Raw genomic sequence first — 19,832 nt, forward strand, 5'->3', positions numbered from 1 at the left:
CCCCAGAGGGTGTTTGCATCCTACGCGGCACTTGGGCAGTATGTGCTTTTAAAAAAGAAGCTGTCAGCGCTTGTCAGTGCTAGTTTTTAGATAGAAAACTATCTGAAAACGCCTTATAAAAAGCGCAGGCAGCTCTGGTTTTTGATTCTGTTTTGATGTCAGGCCAAATCCAGAAAATCCAGAATGCGCGAGATGTGACTGTCAAAGTCGCTGATGGCGTGGTCGCCGCCTTCCAAAATGACTTGTTCAGCCTCGGGATAGCGCGCCACCATCTGGCGCCAGTCCAGGACCTCGTCACCCTTGGCAAAAATGCCCAGTTGTGGTGCCGGGGCAGCCAGATCGTGCAGCGCCAGGTCGCGCAGCTGCTGAATGTATTCGGGCTTGAAGAAGAAGGCTTCTTGCGGGTTGTGCCAGCTGGTTTGCTGGCCAATGTGGTGTTCCAGCGAATGGTCTGGATACACCGCGGGGTTGAGCAGCACTGATTTGCAGTGCTTTTGATGCGCCACCCAGGTGGCGTAGTAGCCCCCCAGCGAAGAGCCAATCACGGCCATCTGCGCGCTGGGCCAGTCCTGCACGTGGGCCATCACCATGTCCATCGCGGCTTTGGGTGAGGGGGGCAGCTGAGGGCAATACCAGGTCACGCTGGGGTGCTGGCCCTGCACGTAGTGCGCCATGGTGCGCGCCTTGTTGGACTGCGGCGATGAGCGAAAACCGTGCAAATACAGCAAATGGGTGGTGGGCATATTCCGGAGGTTCCTCACAAATCCTGGGTGCAGGTGCATCAGTGATAACAGCAGGCAGAGCGCTCAGCAGATAATTGCACGCTATGCCCGCCGAATTTGACAAACCCAACATTCTTCAACGTATCTTGCCGATGTTTCGCGGCTTTGATCCTATTTTGCTGCTGCTGATCGGCTGGCTGGCAAGCATAGGGCTGATGGCTATGTATTCCGCAGGATACGACCATGGCACACGGTTTGTAGACCATGGGCGCAATATGTTGCTGGCTGTGGGCATTTTGTTTGTGGTGGCCCAAATTCCGCCGCAAAAACTGATGGCCATTGCTGTGCCGCTGTATGCATTGGGCGTGGCCTTGCTGATTGCTGTGCTGCTGTTTGGCATTACACGCAAGGGCGCGCAGCGCTGGGTCAACATCGGTGTGGTGATTCAGCCCTCAGAAATTTTGAAAATTGCTGCGCCTTTGATGCTGGCGTGGTGGTTTCACCGCAGAGAGAGCGCGCTGCGGGCGGTGGATTTTGTGATCGCGTTTGCTTTGCTGATCGTGCCTGTGGCGCTGATCATGAAACAGCCTGATCTGGGAACGTCGCTGCTGGTGATGGCGGCAGGCCTGTCGGTGATTTTCTTTGCAGGCTTGCCCTGGAAGCTGGTGGTGCCACCCGTATTGCTGGGTGTGGTGGCTATTGGCTGGTTGATTTGGAACGAACCCTGGCTGTGCCAGGACGGCATGAGCTGGTATTTCTTGCATGACTACCAGCGCACCCGTGTCTGCACCTTGCTGGACCCCATGCGCGATCCGCTGGGGCGAGGTTTTCACATCATTCAAGGCATGATCGCCATTGGCTCTGGCGGGCTCTGGGGGAAAGGCTTTATGGCCGGCACGCAAACCCACCTGGAATTTATTCCAGAGCGCACCACTGATTTTATTTTTGCAGCCTTCTCCGAAGAGTTCGGCCTGGCGGGCAATCTGCTGCTCATTCTGGGATTTTTGCTGCTCGTGTGGCGAGGGCTGGCCATTGCAGCGAAGTCGCAGACCTTGTTTGGCCGCCTGATGGCCACGGCAGTGGCCATGATTTTCTTTACCTACGCCTTTGTGAATATGGGCATGGTCAGCGGCATCTTGCCGGTGGTGGGGGTTCCTTTGCCGTTTCTCAGCTATGGCGGCACGGCCATGGTGACGCTGGGCCTGGCGCTGGGGGTGCTCATGTCGGTGGCCCGTTCACAGCGTCTGTCCATTTCAGAGCCTAAACACACCTTGTAATGTTGCAGCAGGCGGGTTGGCGCGCTGGTGTGAAGTGACCGAGTTGGCGTACAAACGAGGGCGGAGCAAACCATGGTGGCTTGCTCTTATCTTTATTGAAGGGTCCTTGCCATGGCAGCCAAGTACGTGTTGAAGAAATCCAAGAACGGTAAATTCTTTTTCAATCTCCAAGCCACGAATGGCCAAGCCATTTTGGCCAGCGAAATGTATGAAACCAAAGCCAGTGCCCTCAATGGCATTGAATCGGTGCGAAAAAATGGTGTGGTTGAAGCACGCTTTGACAAGCTCAACGCCAAAGATGGCTCCCCCTACTTCACCCTCAAGGCCACCAACGGACAGGTCATTGGCCAAAGTGAGATGTACACCGCGGTTGCTGCACGCGACAACGGTATCGCTTCTGTCATGAAGAATGCGGCTGACGCCGTGCTGGACGATCAAAGCGCAGCGACGGCGTAACGCCTCTGCCGCTCAAGCCATCTCGTGACGGGGACATGGCAGCCTGCCTACAATTGCTGCCATGATCTCTCGCGAACCCACCATCGAGCGCCTGGCCACTGCCCGGCAACTGTTGCTTGAGCCTTTTGGCTTGGATGAATCCCACCTGTCGCGTGCGCTGGCGGAAATCCGCGCCAACCAGGTGGATGATGCTGACCTTTACTTTCAGTACACCCGTGCTGAGGGCTGGAGTCTGGAAGAAGGCATTGTAAAAACAGGCTCCTTCTCTATTGACCAGGGGGTTGGTGTGCGCGCCGTCAGCGGTGAAAAAACCGCATTCGCGTATTCCGACGATATTTCCGAGGCTTCGCTGCTGGATGCTGCGCGCACAGTACGCGCCATCTCTGGCAGCAGTCAGCAGCGCAAAGTGCGCATTCCTAAAACCACGATTGCGCCTTCACGCACGCTGTACCCCGGTATCGATCCCATTGCCACGATGGACAGCACCGCCAAGGTGGAGCTGCTGGGCAAGGTGGAAACACTGGCCCGTGCCAAAGACCCCCGTGTAGTGCAAGTGATGGCCGGCTTGGCCAGCGAGTACGACGTGGTCATGGTGGCGCGTGCCGATGGCACGCTGGCTGCAGACGTTCGCCCCCTGGTGCGCTTATCTGTCACGGTAATCGCTGAGCAAGGTGATCGCCGTGAAGTGGGCTCGTCTGGTGGCGGTGGCCGTTTTGGGCTGGCTTACTTTAGCGATGCACAAATTGCCGAGTACGTGAATGAAGCTGTGGAGCAGGCGCTGATCAATCTGGATTCGCGCCCGGCACCTGCTGGCGAAATGGTCGTGGTGCTTGGCCCCGGCTGGCCTGGCGTGCTGCTGCATGAAGCGGTGGGTCATGGCCTGGAGGGCGACTTCAACCGCAAGGGTTCCAGTGCATTCAGTGGTCGCATTGGCGAGCGCGTAGCGGCCAAGGGCGTCACTATTTTGGATGATGGCACCTTGCCAGATCGCCGTGGCTCACTGAACGTGGACGACGAAGGCTGCCCCACACAGGCCAACGTGCTGATTGAAGACGGCATCTTGAAAGGCTATATCCAAGACTCGCTCAATGCGCGTTTGATGGGTGTACAGCCAACAGGCAATGGCCGCCGCGAAAGCTACGCCAGCTTGCCCATGCCTCGCATGACCAACACTTACATGCTGGGTGGTGACAAAGATCCGCAGGAAATCATTGCCTCCATCAAAAAGGGCTTGTACGCCACCAACTTCGGCGGTGGCCAGGTAGACATCACCAGTGGCAAGTTTGTGTTTTCGGCCAGCCAGGCGTACTGGGTGGAAAACGGCAAGATCCAATACCCCGTCAAGGGCGCAACCCTCGTGGGCAATGGGCCAGAGTGCATGAAAAAGGTCAGTCTGATTGGCAATGACATGCGCCTCGATAGCGGCGTAGGTACTTGCGGCAAGGAAGGCCAGAGCGTGCCGGTTGGCGTCGGTCAGCCCACTATGCGCATTGATGGCCTTACCGTTGGTGGTACTGCTTAATTTTTCAAGTCAAGCAGTTTTCCTGCGTGAAAATTTTAAAAGGCTGATTCATTTGTGTGAATCAGCCTTTTTTGTTTTGTTTTTTGGAGATTTCTTGAAAGTTGCGGTTGCGGCGTGTTGCAGTGCACGATGCGCGGTGTTAAAGTCATCCGCTATGCAAGTACGTAGCGCTTTCTATTTTTACTTTTGGTTCTCAATCCCTGGCGGATGAGAGGCAAGCGCTCGCACAAACGAACACCCCTCCCAAAAAAACCGCCGAAGCTGAAAAGCCCGGCGGTTTTTTTATACCCACGATTTCTTAGGACGAAGAGGCTGACATGAACGCACAGACTTATGGCGAAGCTTGGTATCGCAGCTCGGTAGAGAAAACAGGCCAAACCGACGACGAACGTATCAAGGACATTACCGTGCTGCCCCCTCCTGAGCATCTCATCCGCTTCTTCCCCATCCAAGGTACATCTGTGGAATCCCTGGTGGCAGACACACGCCACGCTATTCGCAACATCATGCACGGGCGAGACGATGACCGGCTGCTGGTTATCGTGGGGCCGTGCTCCATTCATGATCCTGCTGCCGCGCTGGATTACGCCCGCCGTCTGGCTGATGTGCGTGAGCAGTACAAAGATACGCTGGAAGTGGTGATGCGCGTGTACTTCGAAAAGCCCCGCACCACGGTGGGCTGGAAGGGCTTGATCAACGACCCCTATCTGGATGGCAGCTACCGCATTGACGAGGGTCTGCGCATTGCCCGCCAGTTGCTGATTGACATCAACCGTCTGGGCGTGCCTGCGGCCAGCGAGTTTCTGGATGTGATCTCCCCCCAGTACATTGGCGATCTGATCAGCTGGGGTGCCATTGGCGCGCGTACCACCGAGAGTCAGATTCACCGCGAGCTGGCTTCGGGTATTTCGGCACCGATTGGTTTCAAGAACGGCACGGACGGCAACATCCGCATTGCCACCGATGCCATCCAGTCTTCCAGCAATGGTCACCACTTTCTGTCAGTGCACAAAAATGGCCAGGTTGCCATTGTGCATACCGCAGGCAATCCTGATTGCCACGTTATTTTGCGTGGCGGGAAAACGCCTAACTACGATGCAGGCAGCGTCGCCGCGGCTTGCGCTGATTTGGAAAAAGCAGGCTTGCCTGCCAGCTTGATGGTGGACTGCAGCCATGCCAACAGCCTGAAGCAGCACGAGCGCCAAAAAGACGTGGCAGCCGATATTGCTGCACAAATGGCAGCCGGCTCCAAGCGCATCTTTGGTGTGATGCTGGAGAGCCATCTGGTGGCGGGTGCACAAAAATTCACTCCCGGAAAGGACCAAGCCAGCGGTCTGAACTATGGCCAGAGCATTACCGATGCCTGCATTGGATGGAATGACACGCTGGATGTCTTGGAGCAGCTGTCCACTGCAGTACAGACGCGCCGCAGTCATCAGTCTGCTGAGCAAGAAGCGCTGGTAGCCTGAAATCACTGTGCGTAGCGCTGCTTTTGCGCCGCGCTTCGCACAATGATTGTCTTTGTGGTGACTTTTGCCCCAAACGCTTGTTGGTATTGCGCAGGCAGCTCTTCTTTTTTAAGAGTTTTTGTAGCGCTTCAGGTACATAGCCTCTTAACTTCGCATGCGCCTGTAGGTAAGCTGTAGCAATATTTTGATCAAAGCGCGCGCTTTGCAGAAAGGTCCCACATGATCAGTGAAGTCATTGTGCAGTTGAGTGCTGAGCAGCAATTTCGGGCGGATCTCAGCCGCCTGCCACCCATGGGTAATGAGGAAGCACGGCGCTGGCTGGACGATCAGTTCACCGCATTGGATTGTGAGCCTCTGCGCCCCAGCGGCAAGGTGCTGCTGGCCGACAAGGTGCTGGTGGTCGCACGCGAAGCGGGGGCTCGCCGTCTGACTGATGAAGCGTGGTTTCATGCCTACGCACGTGCGGCCCATGCAGTGCTGGGCCGCCCTGTAATCAAGGTCGATGTCGGTACGATGACAATGACTTATTGAACATGAACAGAGCGCTTCAGGCGCTACGCAAAAAACCGACTGCATGCAGTCGGTTTTTTTGTTGGAGGTGCGGGCCAGTCAGGCCGTCGCAAATTTGTATTGCAGCGCTGCCAGCAGTTTGCCGTGGATGCCCGCAAAGCCGCCATTGCTCATGCAGACGATCTGATCGCCGGGGCGAACATGCTCCATGACCTGTGCCACCACGGTGTCCACGTTGTCAGAGGTAAAGGCAGCCTCGCCCAGGTCGGTCAGCGCCTGGGCCGCATTCCAGTCCAGGCCGGCAGTGTGGCAAAACGCCAGGTCGGCCTCTTTGAGCGACCACGGAAGCTGTGCCTTCATGGTGCCCAGCTTCATGGTGTTGCTGCGTGGCTCGAACACTGCAAGGATGCGTTGCTGCTGGCCCACGCGCTGGCGCAGACCGTCCAGCGTTGTGCGAATGGCTGTGGGATGGTGGGCAAAATCGTCATAGACGGCAATGCCAGCGACGGAGCCGCGCAGTTCCATGCGGCGTTTGACGTTGTGAAAACGGCCCAGAGCTTCAGCAGCCACAGCGGGGCTGACGCCTACGTGTTCGGCAGCAGCAATGGCTGCCAGGGCGTTGAGCTGGTTGTGCTCTCCACTCAGCGCCCATTCCACGCGGCCCACTTTTTTGCCTTGCTGCATAACATCGAATGCGTGGTGCACGCCTTCTGCCGTGAAATCACTGACTGCTGCGCCAAAACTGCGCTGTTCGCTCCAGCAGCCTTGGTGCAGTACGCGCACAAGCGCTTGTTCAATGCCATTGAACACCACGCGGCCCGATGCGGGCACTGTGCGGATCAAATGATGAAATTGACGCTCAATCGCTGCAAGATCGGCAAAGATGTCGGCGTGATCGAACTCCAGGTTGTTCAACACCGCTGTGCGGGGGCGGTAGTGCACGAACTTGCTTCGCTTGTCGAAGAAAGCCGTGTCGTATTCGTCGGCTTCAATCACAAACAAGGGGCGCTCTTGGCCTGTGGCTTGCTGGCCCAGTCGTGCTGATACGCCAAAGTCCAGTGGCACACCGCCGACCAAAAAGCCGGGCGTCAAGCCGGCGCACTCCAGGATCCAAGCCAGCATGGACGTGGTGGTCGTTTTGCCATGGGTGCCGGCCACAGCCAGAACGTGGCGGCCTTGGAGCACGTGTTCGCTCAGCCATTGCGGGCCGCTGGTGTAGGGCAGGCCTTGGTCAAGAATGGCTTCCATCAACGGGAATTTGGGTGTGCCGTCTTCCAGGTGCTGGCGACTGACCACATTGCCCACCACGTACATGTCAGGCTGGAGGCTGAGTTGCTCTGTGCCAAATCCCTCAATCAGTTCAATGCCCAGTGCGCGCAGTTGATCGCTCATGGGGGGGTAAACACCTGCGTCGCAGCCAGTTACGGTATGGCCTGCCTCGCGTGCCAGGGCGGCCACGCCGCCCATGAAGGTGCCACAAATGCCCAAGATATGAATATGCATGGAAGGGCATTCTAAGGTGGCACCTGCGCTTGGCGTGTATTGCAGCACGCAAGCATTTGCAAAACTGCTGCTCATGCAAAACAGGAGCTTATTACGTAGCGTTTATAAGGATTTCGAAGTGATATCTATTGGAGAGTGTTGCTGCATAAGCGCAAGCAGCTCTTGTTATAAATAAACCTGTGCGCTGCACGTGTTGCTGCCGCTGCCGCTGGCTGCGGTGTTCTCATAATGGCAGCTTGAGCGATTCAGGAACAGAGCAAAGTATGTATTCATCTTCTGCAACTCAGGAAATTGCCCAGACCGCAGCCCGGATGGTGGTGGAAGAGGGTTTGGAGTGGGCGGCTGCCAAGCGTCGTGCGGTCAAACAATTGGGTTTGCCTGCCCGTACGCAACTGCCTGACAACGATGCGCTGGAAGAGGCTGTGCGCGAATACATTGAAATTTTTTGCGCTGACACCCAGCCGCAAGAGCTGCACGCTTTGCGCGAGCTGGCGCTGGTGTGGATGGAGCGCGTGCAAGAGTTTCGCCCCCACCTGACCGGCGCTGTCTGGCGCGGCACGGCCACCCGCATGTCTGATATTTATATCCAGCTGTTTTGCGATGATTCCAAGTCTGCCGAAATTGCGCTGATCAATCGCAACGTTCAGTACGACGTGACACAAACCTCGGGCTTTAATGGCGAGATGGTCGATGCACTGAGCATCAGCAGTCTGTGCAAGCCCTTGGGTGAAAACGTGGGCGTGCATCTGATGGTGTATGACTATGACGATCTGCGTGGAGCACTCAAGCCTGATGCTCAGGGTCGTCGCCCACGGGGGGATATCGATGCGTTGCGGCAGCTGTTGTTGGCGGAGGATGAGGTATGAGCGAGGGGCAGGTATTTTCTAAAGACCGCCGCCGCTGGATGGCCGGTGGCGTGGCTCTGGCAGCCGCGGCTGGCGGTGCTTGGGTGGGCTGGAGTCAACTGGAAGGCGCGACTGGCAATGAAGAAGCCATTGCCGCTTTCTGGGGCTTGCAGCTGGCACAGCCCGATGGCGCGCCACTGAATTTGGCGTCGTTGCGCGGAAAACCACTGCTGGTGAATTTCTGGGCCACCTGGTGCCCTCCCTGCGTACGAGAGCTGCCCATGATTAACCGCTTTGCCCAAGAGCAGGCTGCGCGTGGTGCGCATGCCATCCAGGTGCTGGGGATTGCCGTCGATCAAGCAGCGGCAGTCAACAAATGGCTGGCGCGCCAGCCTCTGGATTTTCCGGTGGTGCTGGCCGGTGCTGGTGGCGTGACGTTGACACGCAGCCTTGGCAACATTAACGGTGGTTTGCCCTTTACCATCTTGTTGGATGCGAAAGGAAAAGCGCAACAGCGTAAAATCGGTGAACTTTCGCAGCAAGACCTGGAGCAGTGGGCTGCATGGACCTGACTGTACGGAGACAAAAGCCAGTGTTTGGATCAAAAAACCGTGCTGGCGATGGCGAAAAATATTCTGCGAAGCACGCAGAAGGGTGAATTTAGGTTAAATTCGCGCCCTTATTTAGTTTTTAGCCGTTGGAGCTTCCATGGATCTGCGTAAACTCAAAACCCTTATCGACTTGGTGTCCGAATCGAATGTCTCGGAGCTGGAAATCACCGAGGCTGAGGGCAAAGTCCGCATCGTTAAAAGCGGTGGTAACGTGGTGCAGCAATTTGTTGCAGCTCCCATGCAAGCCGCTGCCCCCGTGCAAGCCGCCCCTGCCGCTGCCGCTCCGGTTGCTGAAGCTGCCGCACCAGCCGCAGTGACAGGCCACCAGGTCAAGTCCCCCATGGTCGGTAGCTTCTACCGCGCTGCCAGCCCTGGCGCCAAGGCATTCGTTGAAGTGGGTGACCAGGTCAAAGAAGGCGACACCATCTGCATTATCGAAGCCATGAAGATCTTGAATGAGATTGAGGCTGACAAGTCGGGTACCGTAACCCGTATCCTGGCCGACAACGGCCAAGCCGTGGAATACGGACAACCGCTGTTCGTGATTGAGTGAGATCTGCCTGAGCCTGCGCCATAGCCGCGGGTTTGACGGATTGAACGATTCGCCCCGCAAGGGGTGGTGAACAACGAGGACTTCCATGTTTAAGAAAATTTTGGTTGCCAACCGGGGCGAAATTGCTCTGCGCATCCAGCGCGCTTGCCGTGAGATGGGCATCAAGGCCGTAATGGTCTACTCCGAGGCTGACCGTGACGCCAAGTACGTCAAATTGGCTGATGAGGCCGTGTGTATCGGTCCAGCGGCATCGCCCCTGAGCTACCTGAACATGCCAGCCATTATCTCGGCGGCAGAAGTGACAGACGCTGAGGCGATCCACCCGGGTTACGGCTTCTTGTCTGAAAACGCTGACTTTGCAGAGCGTGTAGAACAAAGCGGTTTCCAGTTTATTGGCCCAACTGCCGAGTCCATCCGCATCATGGGTGACAAGGTTTCGGCCAAGCAAGCCATGATCAAGGCTGGCGTGCCTTGCGTGCCTGGCTCGGACGGTGAATTGCCTGACGATCCAGCACAAATCAAGCGCATTGCCAAGGCAGTGGGCTACCCCGTCATCATCAAGGCCGCTGGCGGTGGTGGTGGGCGTGGCATGCGCGTGGTGCACACCGAAGCTGCTTTGGTCAATGCTGTGCAAATGACCAAGGCTGAAGCTGGCGCTGCTTTCGGCAATCCTGCGGTCTACATGGAGAAATTTCTTCAGAACCCGCGCCACGTCGAAATTCAAGTGCTGGCCGATAAGCACAAGAACGCCGTGTATCTGGGCGAGCGCGACTGCTCCATGCAGCGCCGTCACCAGAAGGTGATTGAAGAAGCTCCTGCACCGGGCATTCCCCGCCGTCTGGTGGAGAAGGTGGGCGAACGCTGTGTGGCAGCATGCAAGAAAATCAACTACCGCGGTGCCGGTACGTTCGAGTTCTTGTACGAAAACGGTGAGTTCTATTTCATTGAAATGAATACCCGTGTACAGGTCGAGCACCCTGTGACAGAAATGATCACGGGCGTGGACATTGTGCGCACGCAAATCATGGTTGCCGCTGGCGAGAAGTTGCCTTTCACCCAGCGTGAAGTCAACAACCAGATGCGCGGCCATGCCATTGAGTGCCGTATCAACGCAGAAGATCCGTACAGCTTTATGCCCTCGCCTGGCCGTGTGAGCATGTGGCACATGCCTGGTGGTCCAGGCGTGCGTGTGGATTCCCACGTGTACAACAACTACTTTGTGCCACCCAACTATGACTCCATGATTGGTAAGCTGATCACCTATGGAGACACCCGCGAGCAAGCCATGGCACGTATGCGCACGGCTTTGTCTGAAGTGGTGGTTGAAGGTATCAAGACGAATGTGCCCTTGCACCAAGACTTGATGGTGGATGCCAAGTTTGCTGAAGGCGGCACCAATATTCATTACCTGGAACACTGGCTGGAGCAGCGCAAAAAGCGCTAATTTCTAGTCATTGACGACCAGCCATGCTGGCCCTTGGAAACGGGGGCCAGCATTTCGTTTTTTAAAAGCTTGAAGGAATAGCCACATGCATGAACTCAGCCTGATGTGCCCAGAAGTGCGGGTCGAAGATGTGAGTGATGCGCTCGATGCCCTGGATGCGCTGAGCGTATCGGTCGAAGATATGGACGCGCAAACCGATGCGGAGCAAGCCTTGTTTGGTGAGCCCGGTATGCCTGCGCCTAAAGAAGGCTGGAACCGCAGTCGCATTGTGGCGTTGTTCCCGGATGAGGCCGCAGCCCAGCAAGCCCAAGCCTTGCTGCAGTTGCAAGACTTTTTTGACGGGTGCCAAGTGCTGGGTATTCATGCACTTGAGCAACAGGACTGGGTACGGCTAACGCAATCGCAATTTCAGCCCGTGGACATCACGCCTGAGTTTTGGATAGTGCCCACTTGGCATGAGATGCCTGAAGCGGCCAGGGTCAGTATCCGCCTCGATCCAGGTCTTGCCTTTGGTACGGGCACCCACCCCACCACGCGCATGTGCCTGCGCTGGATTGCCACGCAACCGGCGAATAGTTTGGGCCGCACGCTGGACTATGGCTGTGGCTCGGGAATTTTGGCCATCGGTGCCGCCAAGTTTGGTGCGCTGGACATTGATGCCGTGGATATTGACGAAGATGCCGTCACATCGTGCGAGCTGAATGCGCAGGCCAATGGGGTACAACTGCACGCCGGTCTGCCCGAGCTGGCACAAGGCCAGTATCAGACTGTACTGGCCAACATTTTGGCGACACCACTGAAAATGCTGGCACCGCTGCTGTGCGGGCATGTGCAAGAAGGCGGCCATCTGGTGCTGGCGGGTATCTTGGCCCAGCAGGCCGATGAGCTGAAAGAGGCTTATGCCCCCTATCTGAAGCTGGAAGTGGCTGACAGCCAGGATGGCTGGATTTTGATGACGGCAGTACGTACTTAATCCACTTTGTGCAACACGCCTGCGCACAGTGCGCAGGGCTTGCTCCTACAATCTTCGCTCGATGAGCCTCATTACCTGCTGTCCTTCTTGCGGCACCAAATTTCGAGTGGTGGCCGATCAATTGCGCATTTCCGAAGGGTGGGTGCGCTGTGGCCGTTGCCAGGAAGTGTTTGATGCTGCGCGGTCCCTGCAAGAGGTTCAGGCAGTGGCTACTCCAGTGGCTGGACAGCAAAGTGCTGCGGAAGCCGTTCAGGTGCCTGACGTTTCTAGCCAGGAGCACGCACCAATCAGCGAAGCTTTGCCAGAGCCAGAGCCAGAGCCAGAGCCAGAGCCAGAGCCTCAGGTGGGGTACGAGCTGCCGGTGCCACCTGAGGAGGTGGATGAAACGTGGCTGGATCAGCCAGCACTGACAGCGGGGCAGCAGCAGGCGCGTGCAGATTCGATCGCACAGCGCATGCACAGCGTCATCGAGCCTCGAGAGTCCTCGTTAGGCGAAGAGCCCACGGAAACTCACGGTCTGAAAGGCGCCTCTGAGGTGCCAGAGGCTGACTGGGAGCCACCTTTGGCAGAGCCTTTGACAGAGCCTTTTGCACAGCCTCAACAGCCAGCCGATTCAGACCTTGATGCGGTGAATGCCTCGCAAGAGGCGCAAGGGCATGTTCACGAAGAAGATGACGCTGGTGCCCCCATTCCTTCGTTCGTCAGACAAGCGCAGCGCAAGGCATGGTGGAGCCAGCCCGCAGTGCGCTTTGTGATGGGCATGCTGGTGATTTTTTTACCGCTCACATTACTGCTGCAAATTGCCATGCATGAGCGCAACACCTTGGTGGCCTGGAAGCCTGAGTGGCGCACTGCTTTTGAGAATATGTGCGTGGCTTTGCGCTGTGAACTGGCCCCGCGCAAGAGCATTGCGTCGGTGGTGCTGACAGGTTCTTCTTTTAACCAAGATACCCAGCCCTATCACTATCGTTTGGGGCTGAGTATTCAAAATCAGGCCCCCACTTTGGTGGCCACGCCTGCTGTTGAGCTGACGCTGACCGATGCCCAGGATCAGGTGCTGGTGCGCAAGGTCTTTAGCCCCGAAGAGATTGGGGCGCCGGCAGAGCTGGCTGCGCGCAGTGAGTGGAATGGCAGTTTGCCAGTCATGACGCAGGGTTTGCATCTGCAGGTGTCAGGCTACCGGGTGATGGCTTTTTATCCCTGATTTTTATTGAGAAAACGGAATTTCGACTATGGCAGCACTGATCTGCGGCTCTTTGGCTTTTGACACCATCATGAGTTTTGAAGGCAAATTTGCCGACCAAATCTTGCCTGAGCAACTGCACATTCTGAATGTGTCGTTCCTCGTGCCCTCACTGCGCCGCGATTTTGGTGGCTGCGCAGGCAATATTGCCTACAGCTTGAAGTTGCTGGGTGGTAACCCTCTGCCAATGGCGACAGTGGGAGAAGATGGCGCTTCCTATATCGGTCGCATGAAGGCAATGGGTATTGATACACGTTATGTGCAGCAGTTGGGTGACAACTACACCGCACAGGCCATGATCATGACGGACAGCGACAACAACCAGATCACAGCGTTTCACCCTGGTGCGATGACTCAAGCGCATGTGAATGTGATTGATGGCAGCGAAGGTGCTGTTGTGGGGATTGTTTCCCCTGATGGCCGCGACGCCATGATTGAGCATTGCGCGCAGTTCAAGGCAGCAGGCATTCCTTTTGTATTTGATCCAGGCCAGGGCCTGCCGATGTTCAATGGCCAAGAGCTGCTGACTTTCGTGGAGCAGGCAACGTGGATTGCTGTGAATGACTACGAAGCCAAAATGCTGTGTGACCGCACCGGCTTGGACCTGGCCGCGTTGTCCATGAAGGTGCAAGGCTTGGTTGTGACTCTGGGTGCCGAGGGATGCCAGGTCTGGGAGCAAGGACAGGCGACTTTGGTGAAGTCGGTCAAAGCGCTAAGCGTGGTCGATCCTACTGGCTGCGGCGACGCATGGCGTGGCGCATTCCTTTTTGGTTTGGAAAAGGGCTGGCCTTTGACCAAGTGCGCAGCGCTGGGCAGCCGTGTGGGGGCGCTGAAGGTAGCCAGCAAAGGCCCGCAAAATTACGTGCTGGACTTTGATCCCGCAACGTTTGAAGGCTAAAGGAAGTCAGTCATAAAAAAGGAGCCATCAGGCTCCTTTTTTATTGCCGCGCGGTGCGCACATTGGCGGGTATGGGCATCGGGTGGCTGGTGCGCAGCGGGTTAATGTCCAGGCCTCCTCGCCGTGTGTAGCGCGCGTACACACTGAGCTTGAGGGGGGTGCACTGGCGCATGATGTCCATGAAGATGCGCTCAACGCATTGCTCATGGAATTCGTTGTGGTTGCGGAAACTCACGATGTAGCGCAGCAGGCTTTCCTGGTCGATAGCGGCACCCGTATAGCTGATCTGCACACTGCCCCAGTCAGGCTGGCCGGTGACCAGGCAATTGCTTTTGAGCAAGTGGCTGACCAAGATTTCTGTCACTGGTGGGTTGTCGTGGTCAGCCTTGAGCAAGTCGGGGCGCGGTGTGTAGTCATCGCATTCAATGTCCAGGCGGTCCAGATTCAGGCCATCGAGTTCCTGCACTTTTTGTAGCTCAAAACTTTCCTGCGCAATCACGCGCACTCCGGCGGAGGATTGGCGCGCAGGTGCGCCACGCCACAGGGCTTCATTCACGTCTTCGCGCAGACGTTCTTGCACCGCTTCCAGATTGTCAAAGCGGCTGTTGTTAAAGCTGTTGAGGTACAGCTTGAACGACTTGCTTTCAATGATGTGGGGCGTTTCGCACGGGATGGTGAAATGCGCCAGCGCAACTTGGGGCTTGCCTCGCTGGTTGAGCCATGACAGCTCAAACGCCGTCCACAAATCGGCACCGAAAAAAGGCAATTGGCTGGTGATGCCAATTTCTTCGCGCTTGCTGGTGCGGGGAATCGGAAAGAGCAGGCTGGGGTCGTAATGGTCTGCATAGGCAGATTGCTGGCCCAGTTGAGATTGTTCAGGTGTATTCATAAATATTTATAGATATTCATAGCTGTCAGCGTTTTCTGCATATGCGTCAAAAGCTGATTTGGCTTGTAAGTTCAATTCAAAGAAATGGGGCTTCGCGCAGCCACTTGGTGGCAATCCACTTTTCGCCCTGCAGCACGGGGTCGCCGCCGTGCAGCGTCAAGGTGTGTATCTCAGGGCTGGGGTAGCTGAAAAACACGGCGTGTCCCTTGCAAGGGTGGATGCGCAGCTGAGATTCAGGGAAAAACGTGCAGCCTCCAGCGGCTACATCACTCAGATAGATAACAAGTGTGCCCACGCGTTGGCCACCATGCTGCAAGATGGCTGCGCTACTGGGCTCTTGGGGGTTGAAGTAGTCGTGGTGCGGCTTGTACTCGGCACCTGGGCGATAGCTGAGTACCTGCAACCCCTCGCCGTTTTCAAGTGGCCATCGCAGCAGCTTGGCAATGCGTGCTTCCAGCAGTGCGACCACGGGTGTTTGCCCGCGTGTATAGAACATGCCGCTGCTGGTGCGGTCGGGGTTGATCTCTTCCCCATGGGCTTGCGTGGCTACGGTTCTGGAGCGTGCCATGGCAGGGCGTGCATCGGCAATCAGCTGCTCACATTCCGTATCCGAGAGCAGATTGCCAAACAGCACCAAGCGTGGTTTCTGCATGGAAAGCAGTACTTGTACCTGGCGGTCGCCCACATCAATTTGGTTGCTGTGCTGGCTGAGGTCGGGTTCGGGCATGGGTGCAATGCGCGCAGGGTTGGGCGTGGGCTGGGTGCATGCCACCAGTGCCGCTTGTGCAATGTGAGGTGCCCAGCCAGCTTTCAGCAAGCTTTTGTGCAGTGTGGCGGGTGCATGCCCTGCAGCCAGCTGTGTTTGCAGCCATTGCATCAATGCTGGCGTGCTGCCGGGGACCTGGGCAGACAATTGTTCCAAGGACTGTGACAAGGCAATCTCCTAGCGCAACGTTGCAAAGGTACCACCCAACGCTGCTTTACGCCGCGTTGCGCCGGAAAGTCAAACGGTTGAGGCTGGACGCTTCGGGTGCATAGGCGTAGCCGTCAGCCTCAAAAGTCATCAGCTGTTGCGGCTGTGTCAGGCGGTTTTGGATAGCGTAACGCGCCATCAAACCCCGTGCACGCTTGGCGTGAAAGCTGATGATTTTGTACTTGCCTGCCTTGTAGTCCTCAAACACACATTCGACCACGCGGGCTTTCAGGTGTTTGAGGTCGACGGATTTGAAATACTCCTGCGAGGCCAGATTGACCACCACGGGCTGGGTGTCTTGTGCCTGGCGCTCGTTGAGCAACTGGGCAATGCGCGTACCCCAGAACTGATACAGGTTGCTGCCGTGCGCATTGGCCAGGCGGGTACCCATTTCCAGACGATACGGTTGCATCAAGTCCAGCGGGCGCAAAGCACCGTACAAGCCGCTGAGCATAAGCAGGTGGCTCTGTGCCCAGACAACGTCCTGGGCCTGCAAGGAATAAGCGTCCAGGCCTTCATATACATCTCCATTGAAGGCAAACAGGGCTTGGCGTGCGTTATCTGCTGTGAAGGATGTACGCCAGGATGCGTAACGCGCGGTGTTCAGTTGGGCCAACTTGTCGCTGATGGTCATCAGCGCTGCCACATCGTGCGGTGCCAGCTGGCGCAGGATGGCAATCAACTCGGCGGATTGTGGAATAAACGGTGGCAGGGTGTGGCTCAGGCCTGCGGGCAGCGGACGCTCATAGTCCAACGATTTGGCGGGGGAGAGCAAAAACAGCATGGGCTCGATCCGTCATAGAAATACAGGGCTACAGATGCAACCGGGGGCGCTAGGCCCCCGGTTGTTTGGTTACGCTTTAGGCGTTATTGGCAGGCTGCTCAAAGGGCAGCACCATCTCACTGAGGTCTTTGCGGGTTTCAACCAAGATCAATGGGCCTTCGTCCAGAACGACCACAGGGGGGCGTTCGCGGGGAATGCGCACAGGCTTGGGCTCAGCAGCAATCGCAGCTTGTACTGCTGCAATCTTGTCAGCGTCCGAGTTCACCCACTCCAGGCCTGCATCGTGCGCGACCTGCTGTAACGCATCCATGGGCAGGCTGTAGCTGGCAATGCGGGGCATGCCAGTGCTTGCAGGCGCTTTGGGGGCAACCGCTGGGGAAGCAGAGGCCGATACGGCTGGTGCGGCAACGACGACTGGCGCTGGCGCAACGACAGGTGCTGCGGCCACGGCAACGGGCTGGCTTGGCTCAGGTGCAGCATCAGTCACAGGTGCGACGTTCGCTACAGCGGCTGCTTCAGCCGCTGGAGTTGCTGCACTGAAGTAGCTGCGACGTGGTGCTTCTTGCGTCGTGTCATCAGCAGGAGTGGCGGCCACAGCGTTGTCCACGGTAGCTTGGACTGCGCCTTGTTCTTCAGAGGCACTGGTGTCCATCGCTTGCTCGTCATCACGTGGCGCGCCATTGCGATCGCGGCCATTGCGGCGGTCACGGCCATAGCGGTCACGTGAGCGACGGCCATTGCGTGGTGCGTCCTCTGCATTGCTCTGTGCATCCGAGGCTGGAATGTCATTCACAGCTTCTTGCACCGATTGGGCAGTGGGCTCTGCGGTTGCTGGATTTTGAATTTCAGCATTGCGCGGCTGGCGCTCACGGCGCTCGCCACGCTCACCGCGTTCACGGCGCGGCTGACGCTCAGCGCGCTCGGTTTCCGGCGCCAGCGACACCTGTTCCACACCGGTTTGGGCATTGGCCGTTTGCAGATTGCGCTGCTCTGTAGCTTCGGTGTTGCGGGGCTGGCGCTCACGATTGCGTGGCTCGCGTTGCGGGCGCGCATTTTCACTTGGACGCTCATTGCGCTCTGTGCGTTCGTTGCGCTCGCCACGGCGGTTGCGGTTTTCGATGCCGTTGGTTTCGCGGTTGGGGCGATCGCCGCCTTCAACACGTTCGCTGCGTTCGTCACGGCGACCATTGCGGCCACGACCGTTGCGTTCGCCGTTACGTCCACCGCGTTCACCGCTGCGGCCTTCGCGGGCGCTTTCTGGCTTGGCAGGTGCAACAGGTTCGATGGCTGCAGGGCGTGTGCCGAAGCCAAACAGGCTCTTGAGCCATGCAAAGAAGCCTTGCTCTCGCACTTCGATCCGGGGTGCGGCAGCTTGCTGCTGGCTGTTGTTGCGGCCTTTGGCCACGGCAGCTGGGCGCTGGGCGGGCTGTGGGCGTGCCTCTGGTGCGGGCGGAACATCAGGCAGCACACCCTTGATGACAGGTGTTTGCTTGTTGGTGGGTTCTTGCGAGCGGCGTGTGACCTTGGTCACATCTTCCACTTCTTCAGCCAGCTTGTAGCTGGCATCCAGGTTTTCCAGGCGTGGATCGTCGTGCTTGAGGCGCTCAAGCTTGTAGTGCGGGGTTTCCAGCGACTTGTTGGGAACCATGAGCACCGAGACGCGTTGCTTGAGTTCAATCTTGGCGATTTCAGTGCGCTTTTCATTGAGCAGAAAAGAGGCCACTTCCACTGGCACTTGGCAGTGCACCGCGGCTGTGTTGTCCTTCATGGACTCTTCTTGAATGATGCGCAGAATTTGTAGTGCCGACGACTCCGTGTCGCGGATATGACCAGAGCCACCGCAACGTGGGCAGTTGATGTGCGCGCCTTCGCTCAAAGCGGGCTTGAGGCGCTGGCGGCTCATCTCCATCAGACCAAATTTGCTGATGGTGCCAAACTGCACGCGGGCGCGGTCTTGGCGCAGTGCATCGCGCAGGCGGTTTTCCACTTCACGACGGTTCTTGGATTCCTCCATGTCGATGAAGTCGATCACGATCAGACCACCCAAGTCACGCAGACGCATTTGGCGTGCCACTTCATCAGCGGCTTCCAAATTGGTGCGGGTAGCTGTTTCTTCGATATCGCCGCCCTTGATGGCGCGGGCCGAGTTCACGTCGACAGACACCAAAGCTTCGGTGTGGTCAATCACGATGGCACCGCCAGAAGGCAGTTGTACGGTGCGTGCGTAGGCCGACTCGATCTGGTGCTCGATCTGGAAGCGGCTGAACAGCGGTGCATCGTCACGGTAGCGCTTCACACGGTTGGCGTGCTCAGGCATGACGTGGGCCATGAACTGCTGGGCCTGTTCGTAAATGTCGTCGGTGTCGATCAGGATGTCACCGATGTCATTGTGGAAGTAGTCACGGATAGCGCGAATCACCAAGCTAGATTCTTGGTAAATCAGGAAAGCACCCTTGCCCGACTTGGCAGCGCCGTCAATGGCTGTCCACAGTTGCAGCAGGTAGTTCAAGTCCCATTGCAGTTCAGGGGCTGTGCGGCCAATGCCTGCGGTGCGCGCAATGATGGACATGCCCTTGGGGTAGTCCAGCTGGTCCATGGCTTCTTTGAGTTCTGCGCGCTCTTCACCCTCAATGCGGCGCGAAACGCCACCACCCCGGGGGTTGTTGGGCATCAGCACCACATAACGGCCAGCCAGCGAGATGAAGGTGGTCAGGGCTGCGCCCTTGTTGCCTCGTTCTTCTTTTTCGACCTGAACCAGCAGCTCTTGGCCTTCCTTGATCACATCATTGATGCGCGCCTGGCTGGGGGCAATGCCTTCGGCAAAGTATTGCTTGGAGATTTCCTTGAAGGGCAGGAAACCGTGGCGGTCTTCGCCGTAGTCCACAAAACAAGCTTCCAAAGAGGGCTCTACGCGTGTCACCACGGCTTTGTAAATGTTGCCCTTGCGCTGTTCGCGGCCTTCAATTTCGATTTCGTAGTCGAGCAGTTTTTGGCCGTCGACAATCGCCAGACGGCGTTCTTCAGCCTGTGTCGCGTTAATCAGCATCCGCTTCATGATGCGTATCCTTTTCGTTGTGCGGCGACCGGCTGGCAGCGACAGCGCTGCCTAGCCGACACGCCTTTGACTCTTGATCAAAGACAGGCTCTGTAGGAGCCTTTA

General features: G+C 57.2%; 18 protein-coding genes. 12 read left to right on the top strand and 6 right to left on the bottom strand.

Going from position 1 to position 19,832, the window contains the following annotated elements:
* Window positions 1–158 precede the first annotated feature (158 nt).
* Window positions 159–743, bottom strand: coding sequence for a YqiA/YcfP family alpha/beta fold hydrolase (locus tag IB213_RS06605; protein ID WP_191723130.1), 585 nt, complete (start codon window positions 741–743; stop codon window positions 159–161).
* An 83-nt stretch (window positions 744–826) separates the two neighbouring features.
* On the opposite strand from IB213_RS06605, the gene rodA reads away from it, so the two are divergent.
* The 5 genes from rodA (at window position 827) to IB213_RS06630 (ending at window position 5,977) form a co-directional block, all read left to right on the top strand.
* Window positions 827–1,999 (top strand): rod shape-determining protein RodA, encoded by a 1,173-nt coding sequence (gene rodA / locus IB213_RS06610; RefSeq protein WP_191723129.1) that lies wholly within the window; start codon window positions 827–829, stop codon window positions 1,997–1,999.
* 111 nt (window positions 2,000–2,110) lie between these two features.
* Window positions 2,111–2,455 carry a YegP family protein gene (locus IB213_RS06615; protein WP_191723128.1) on the top strand — a complete coding sequence of 115 codons (345 nt, stop codon included), beginning with the start codon at window positions 2,111–2,113 and terminating at the stop codon, window positions 2,453–2,455.
* A gap of 61 nt (window positions 2,456–2,516) precedes the next feature.
* Entirely contained in the window at window positions 2,517–3,977 is a 1,461-nt protein-coding gene (gene tldD / locus IB213_RS06620; RefSeq protein WP_191723127.1) for a metalloprotease TldD, read from the top strand.
* 317 nt (window positions 3,978–4,294) lie between these two features.
* Complete coding sequence (locus IB213_RS06625) at window positions 4,295–5,446, top strand: 3-deoxy-7-phosphoheptulonate synthase (protein WP_191723126.1); 1,152 nt, start codon at window positions 4,295–4,297, stop codon at window positions 5,444–5,446.
* Window positions 5,447–5,665: 219 nt separating this feature from the next.
* On the top strand, window positions 5,666–5,977 hold the full coding sequence (locus tag IB213_RS06630) for a hypothetical protein (protein WP_191723125.1): 312 nt from the start codon (window positions 5,666–5,668) through the stop codon (window positions 5,975–5,977).
* Window positions 5,978–6,055: 78 nt separating this feature from the next.
* Here the strand turns inward: IB213_RS06630 and mpl are convergent, their stop codons facing one another.
* Complete coding sequence (gene mpl / locus IB213_RS06635) at window positions 6,056–7,459, bottom strand: UDP-N-acetylmuramate:L-alanyl-gamma-D-glutamyl-meso-diaminopimelate ligase (RefSeq protein WP_192405790.1); 1,404 nt, start codon at window positions 7,457–7,459, stop codon at window positions 6,056–6,058.
* A gap of 263 nt (window positions 7,460–7,722) precedes the next feature.
* Here mpl and IB213_RS06640 point away from each other — a divergent pair, with 263 nt between their 5' ends.
* The 7 genes from IB213_RS06640 to IB213_RS06670 all read left to right on the top strand — a co-directional run bounded on the left by IB213_RS06640 (window position 7,723) and on the right by IB213_RS06670 (window position 14,026).
* A complete protein-coding gene (locus IB213_RS06640; RefSeq protein ID WP_191723123.1) occupies window positions 7,723–8,325 on the top strand; it encodes a hypothetical protein in 603 nt (200 codons plus the stop codon).
* A complete protein-coding gene (locus IB213_RS06645; protein WP_192405791.1) occupies window positions 8,322–8,876 on the top strand; it encodes a TlpA disulfide reductase family protein in 555 nt (184 codons plus the stop codon). The genes IB213_RS06640 and IB213_RS06645 overlap by 4 nt, the downstream gene beginning before the upstream one ends.
* Before the next feature lie 136 nt (window positions 8,877–9,012).
* Window positions 9,013–9,468 (top strand): acetyl-CoA carboxylase biotin carboxyl carrier protein, encoded by a 456-nt coding sequence (gene accB, locus IB213_RS06650; RefSeq protein ID WP_191723121.1) that lies wholly within the window; start codon window positions 9,013–9,015, stop codon window positions 9,466–9,468.
* An 85-nt stretch (window positions 9,469–9,553) separates the two neighbouring features.
* Entirely contained in the window at window positions 9,554–10,912 is a 1,359-nt protein-coding gene (accC, locus tag IB213_RS06655; protein WP_191723120.1) for an acetyl-CoA carboxylase biotin carboxylase subunit, read from the top strand.
* 85 nt (window positions 10,913–10,997) lie between these two features.
* The gene (prmA, locus tag IB213_RS06660; protein ID WP_192405792.1) at window positions 10,998–11,885 is read left to right on the top strand and encodes a 50S ribosomal protein L11 methyltransferase; all 888 of its coding nucleotides are present in this window, start codon (window positions 10,998–11,000) and stop codon (window positions 11,883–11,885) included.
* Between the two features lie 61 nt (window positions 11,886–11,946).
* Window positions 11,947–13,089: a zinc-ribbon and DUF3426 domain-containing protein gene (locus IB213_RS06665; protein ID WP_192405793.1), complete on the top strand. Its 1,143-nt coding sequence runs from the start codon at window positions 11,947–11,949 to the stop codon at window positions 13,087–13,089.
* A 28-nt stretch (window positions 13,090–13,117) separates the two neighbouring features.
* Window positions 13,118–14,026 (top strand): carbohydrate kinase family protein, encoded by a 909-nt coding sequence (locus IB213_RS06670; protein WP_191723118.1) that lies wholly within the window; start codon window positions 13,118–13,120, stop codon window positions 14,024–14,026.
* A 40-nt stretch (window positions 14,027–14,066) separates the two neighbouring features.
* Here the strand turns inward: IB213_RS06670 and queF are convergent, their stop codons facing one another.
* The 4 genes from queF to IB213_RS06690 form a co-directional block, all read right to left on the bottom strand.
* On the bottom strand, window positions 14,067–14,915 hold the full coding sequence (gene queF / locus IB213_RS06675; protein ID WP_191723117.1) for an NADPH-dependent 7-cyano-7-deazaguanine reductase QueF: 849 nt from the start codon (window positions 14,913–14,915) through the stop codon (window positions 14,067–14,069).
* Between the two features lie 76 nt (window positions 14,916–14,991).
* Window positions 14,992–15,849, bottom strand: a complete 858-nt coding sequence (locus IB213_RS06680) for a 2OG-Fe(II) oxygenase (RefSeq protein WP_370551181.1) — start codon at window positions 15,847–15,849, stop codon at window positions 14,992–14,994.
* 46 nt (window positions 15,850–15,895) lie between these two features.
* The gene (gene yaaA / locus IB213_RS06685) at window positions 15,896–16,672 is read right to left on the bottom strand and encodes a peroxide stress protein YaaA (RefSeq protein ID WP_192405794.1); all 777 of its coding nucleotides are present in this window, start codon (window positions 16,670–16,672) and stop codon (window positions 15,896–15,898) included.
* A gap of 76 nt (window positions 16,673–16,748) precedes the next feature.
* The gene (locus IB213_RS06690) at window positions 16,749–19,727 is read right to left on the bottom strand and encodes an Rne/Rng family ribonuclease (protein ID WP_192405795.1); all 2,979 of its coding nucleotides are present in this window, start codon (window positions 19,725–19,727) and stop codon (window positions 16,749–16,751) included.
* Between the last annotated feature and the right edge of the window lie 105 nt (window positions 19,728–19,832).

This window comes from Comamonas sp. CMM02, from assembly GCF_014851485.1.
Lineage (GTDB): Bacteria > Pseudomonadota > Gammaproteobacteria > Burkholderiales > Burkholderiaceae_C > Comamonas > Comamonas avium.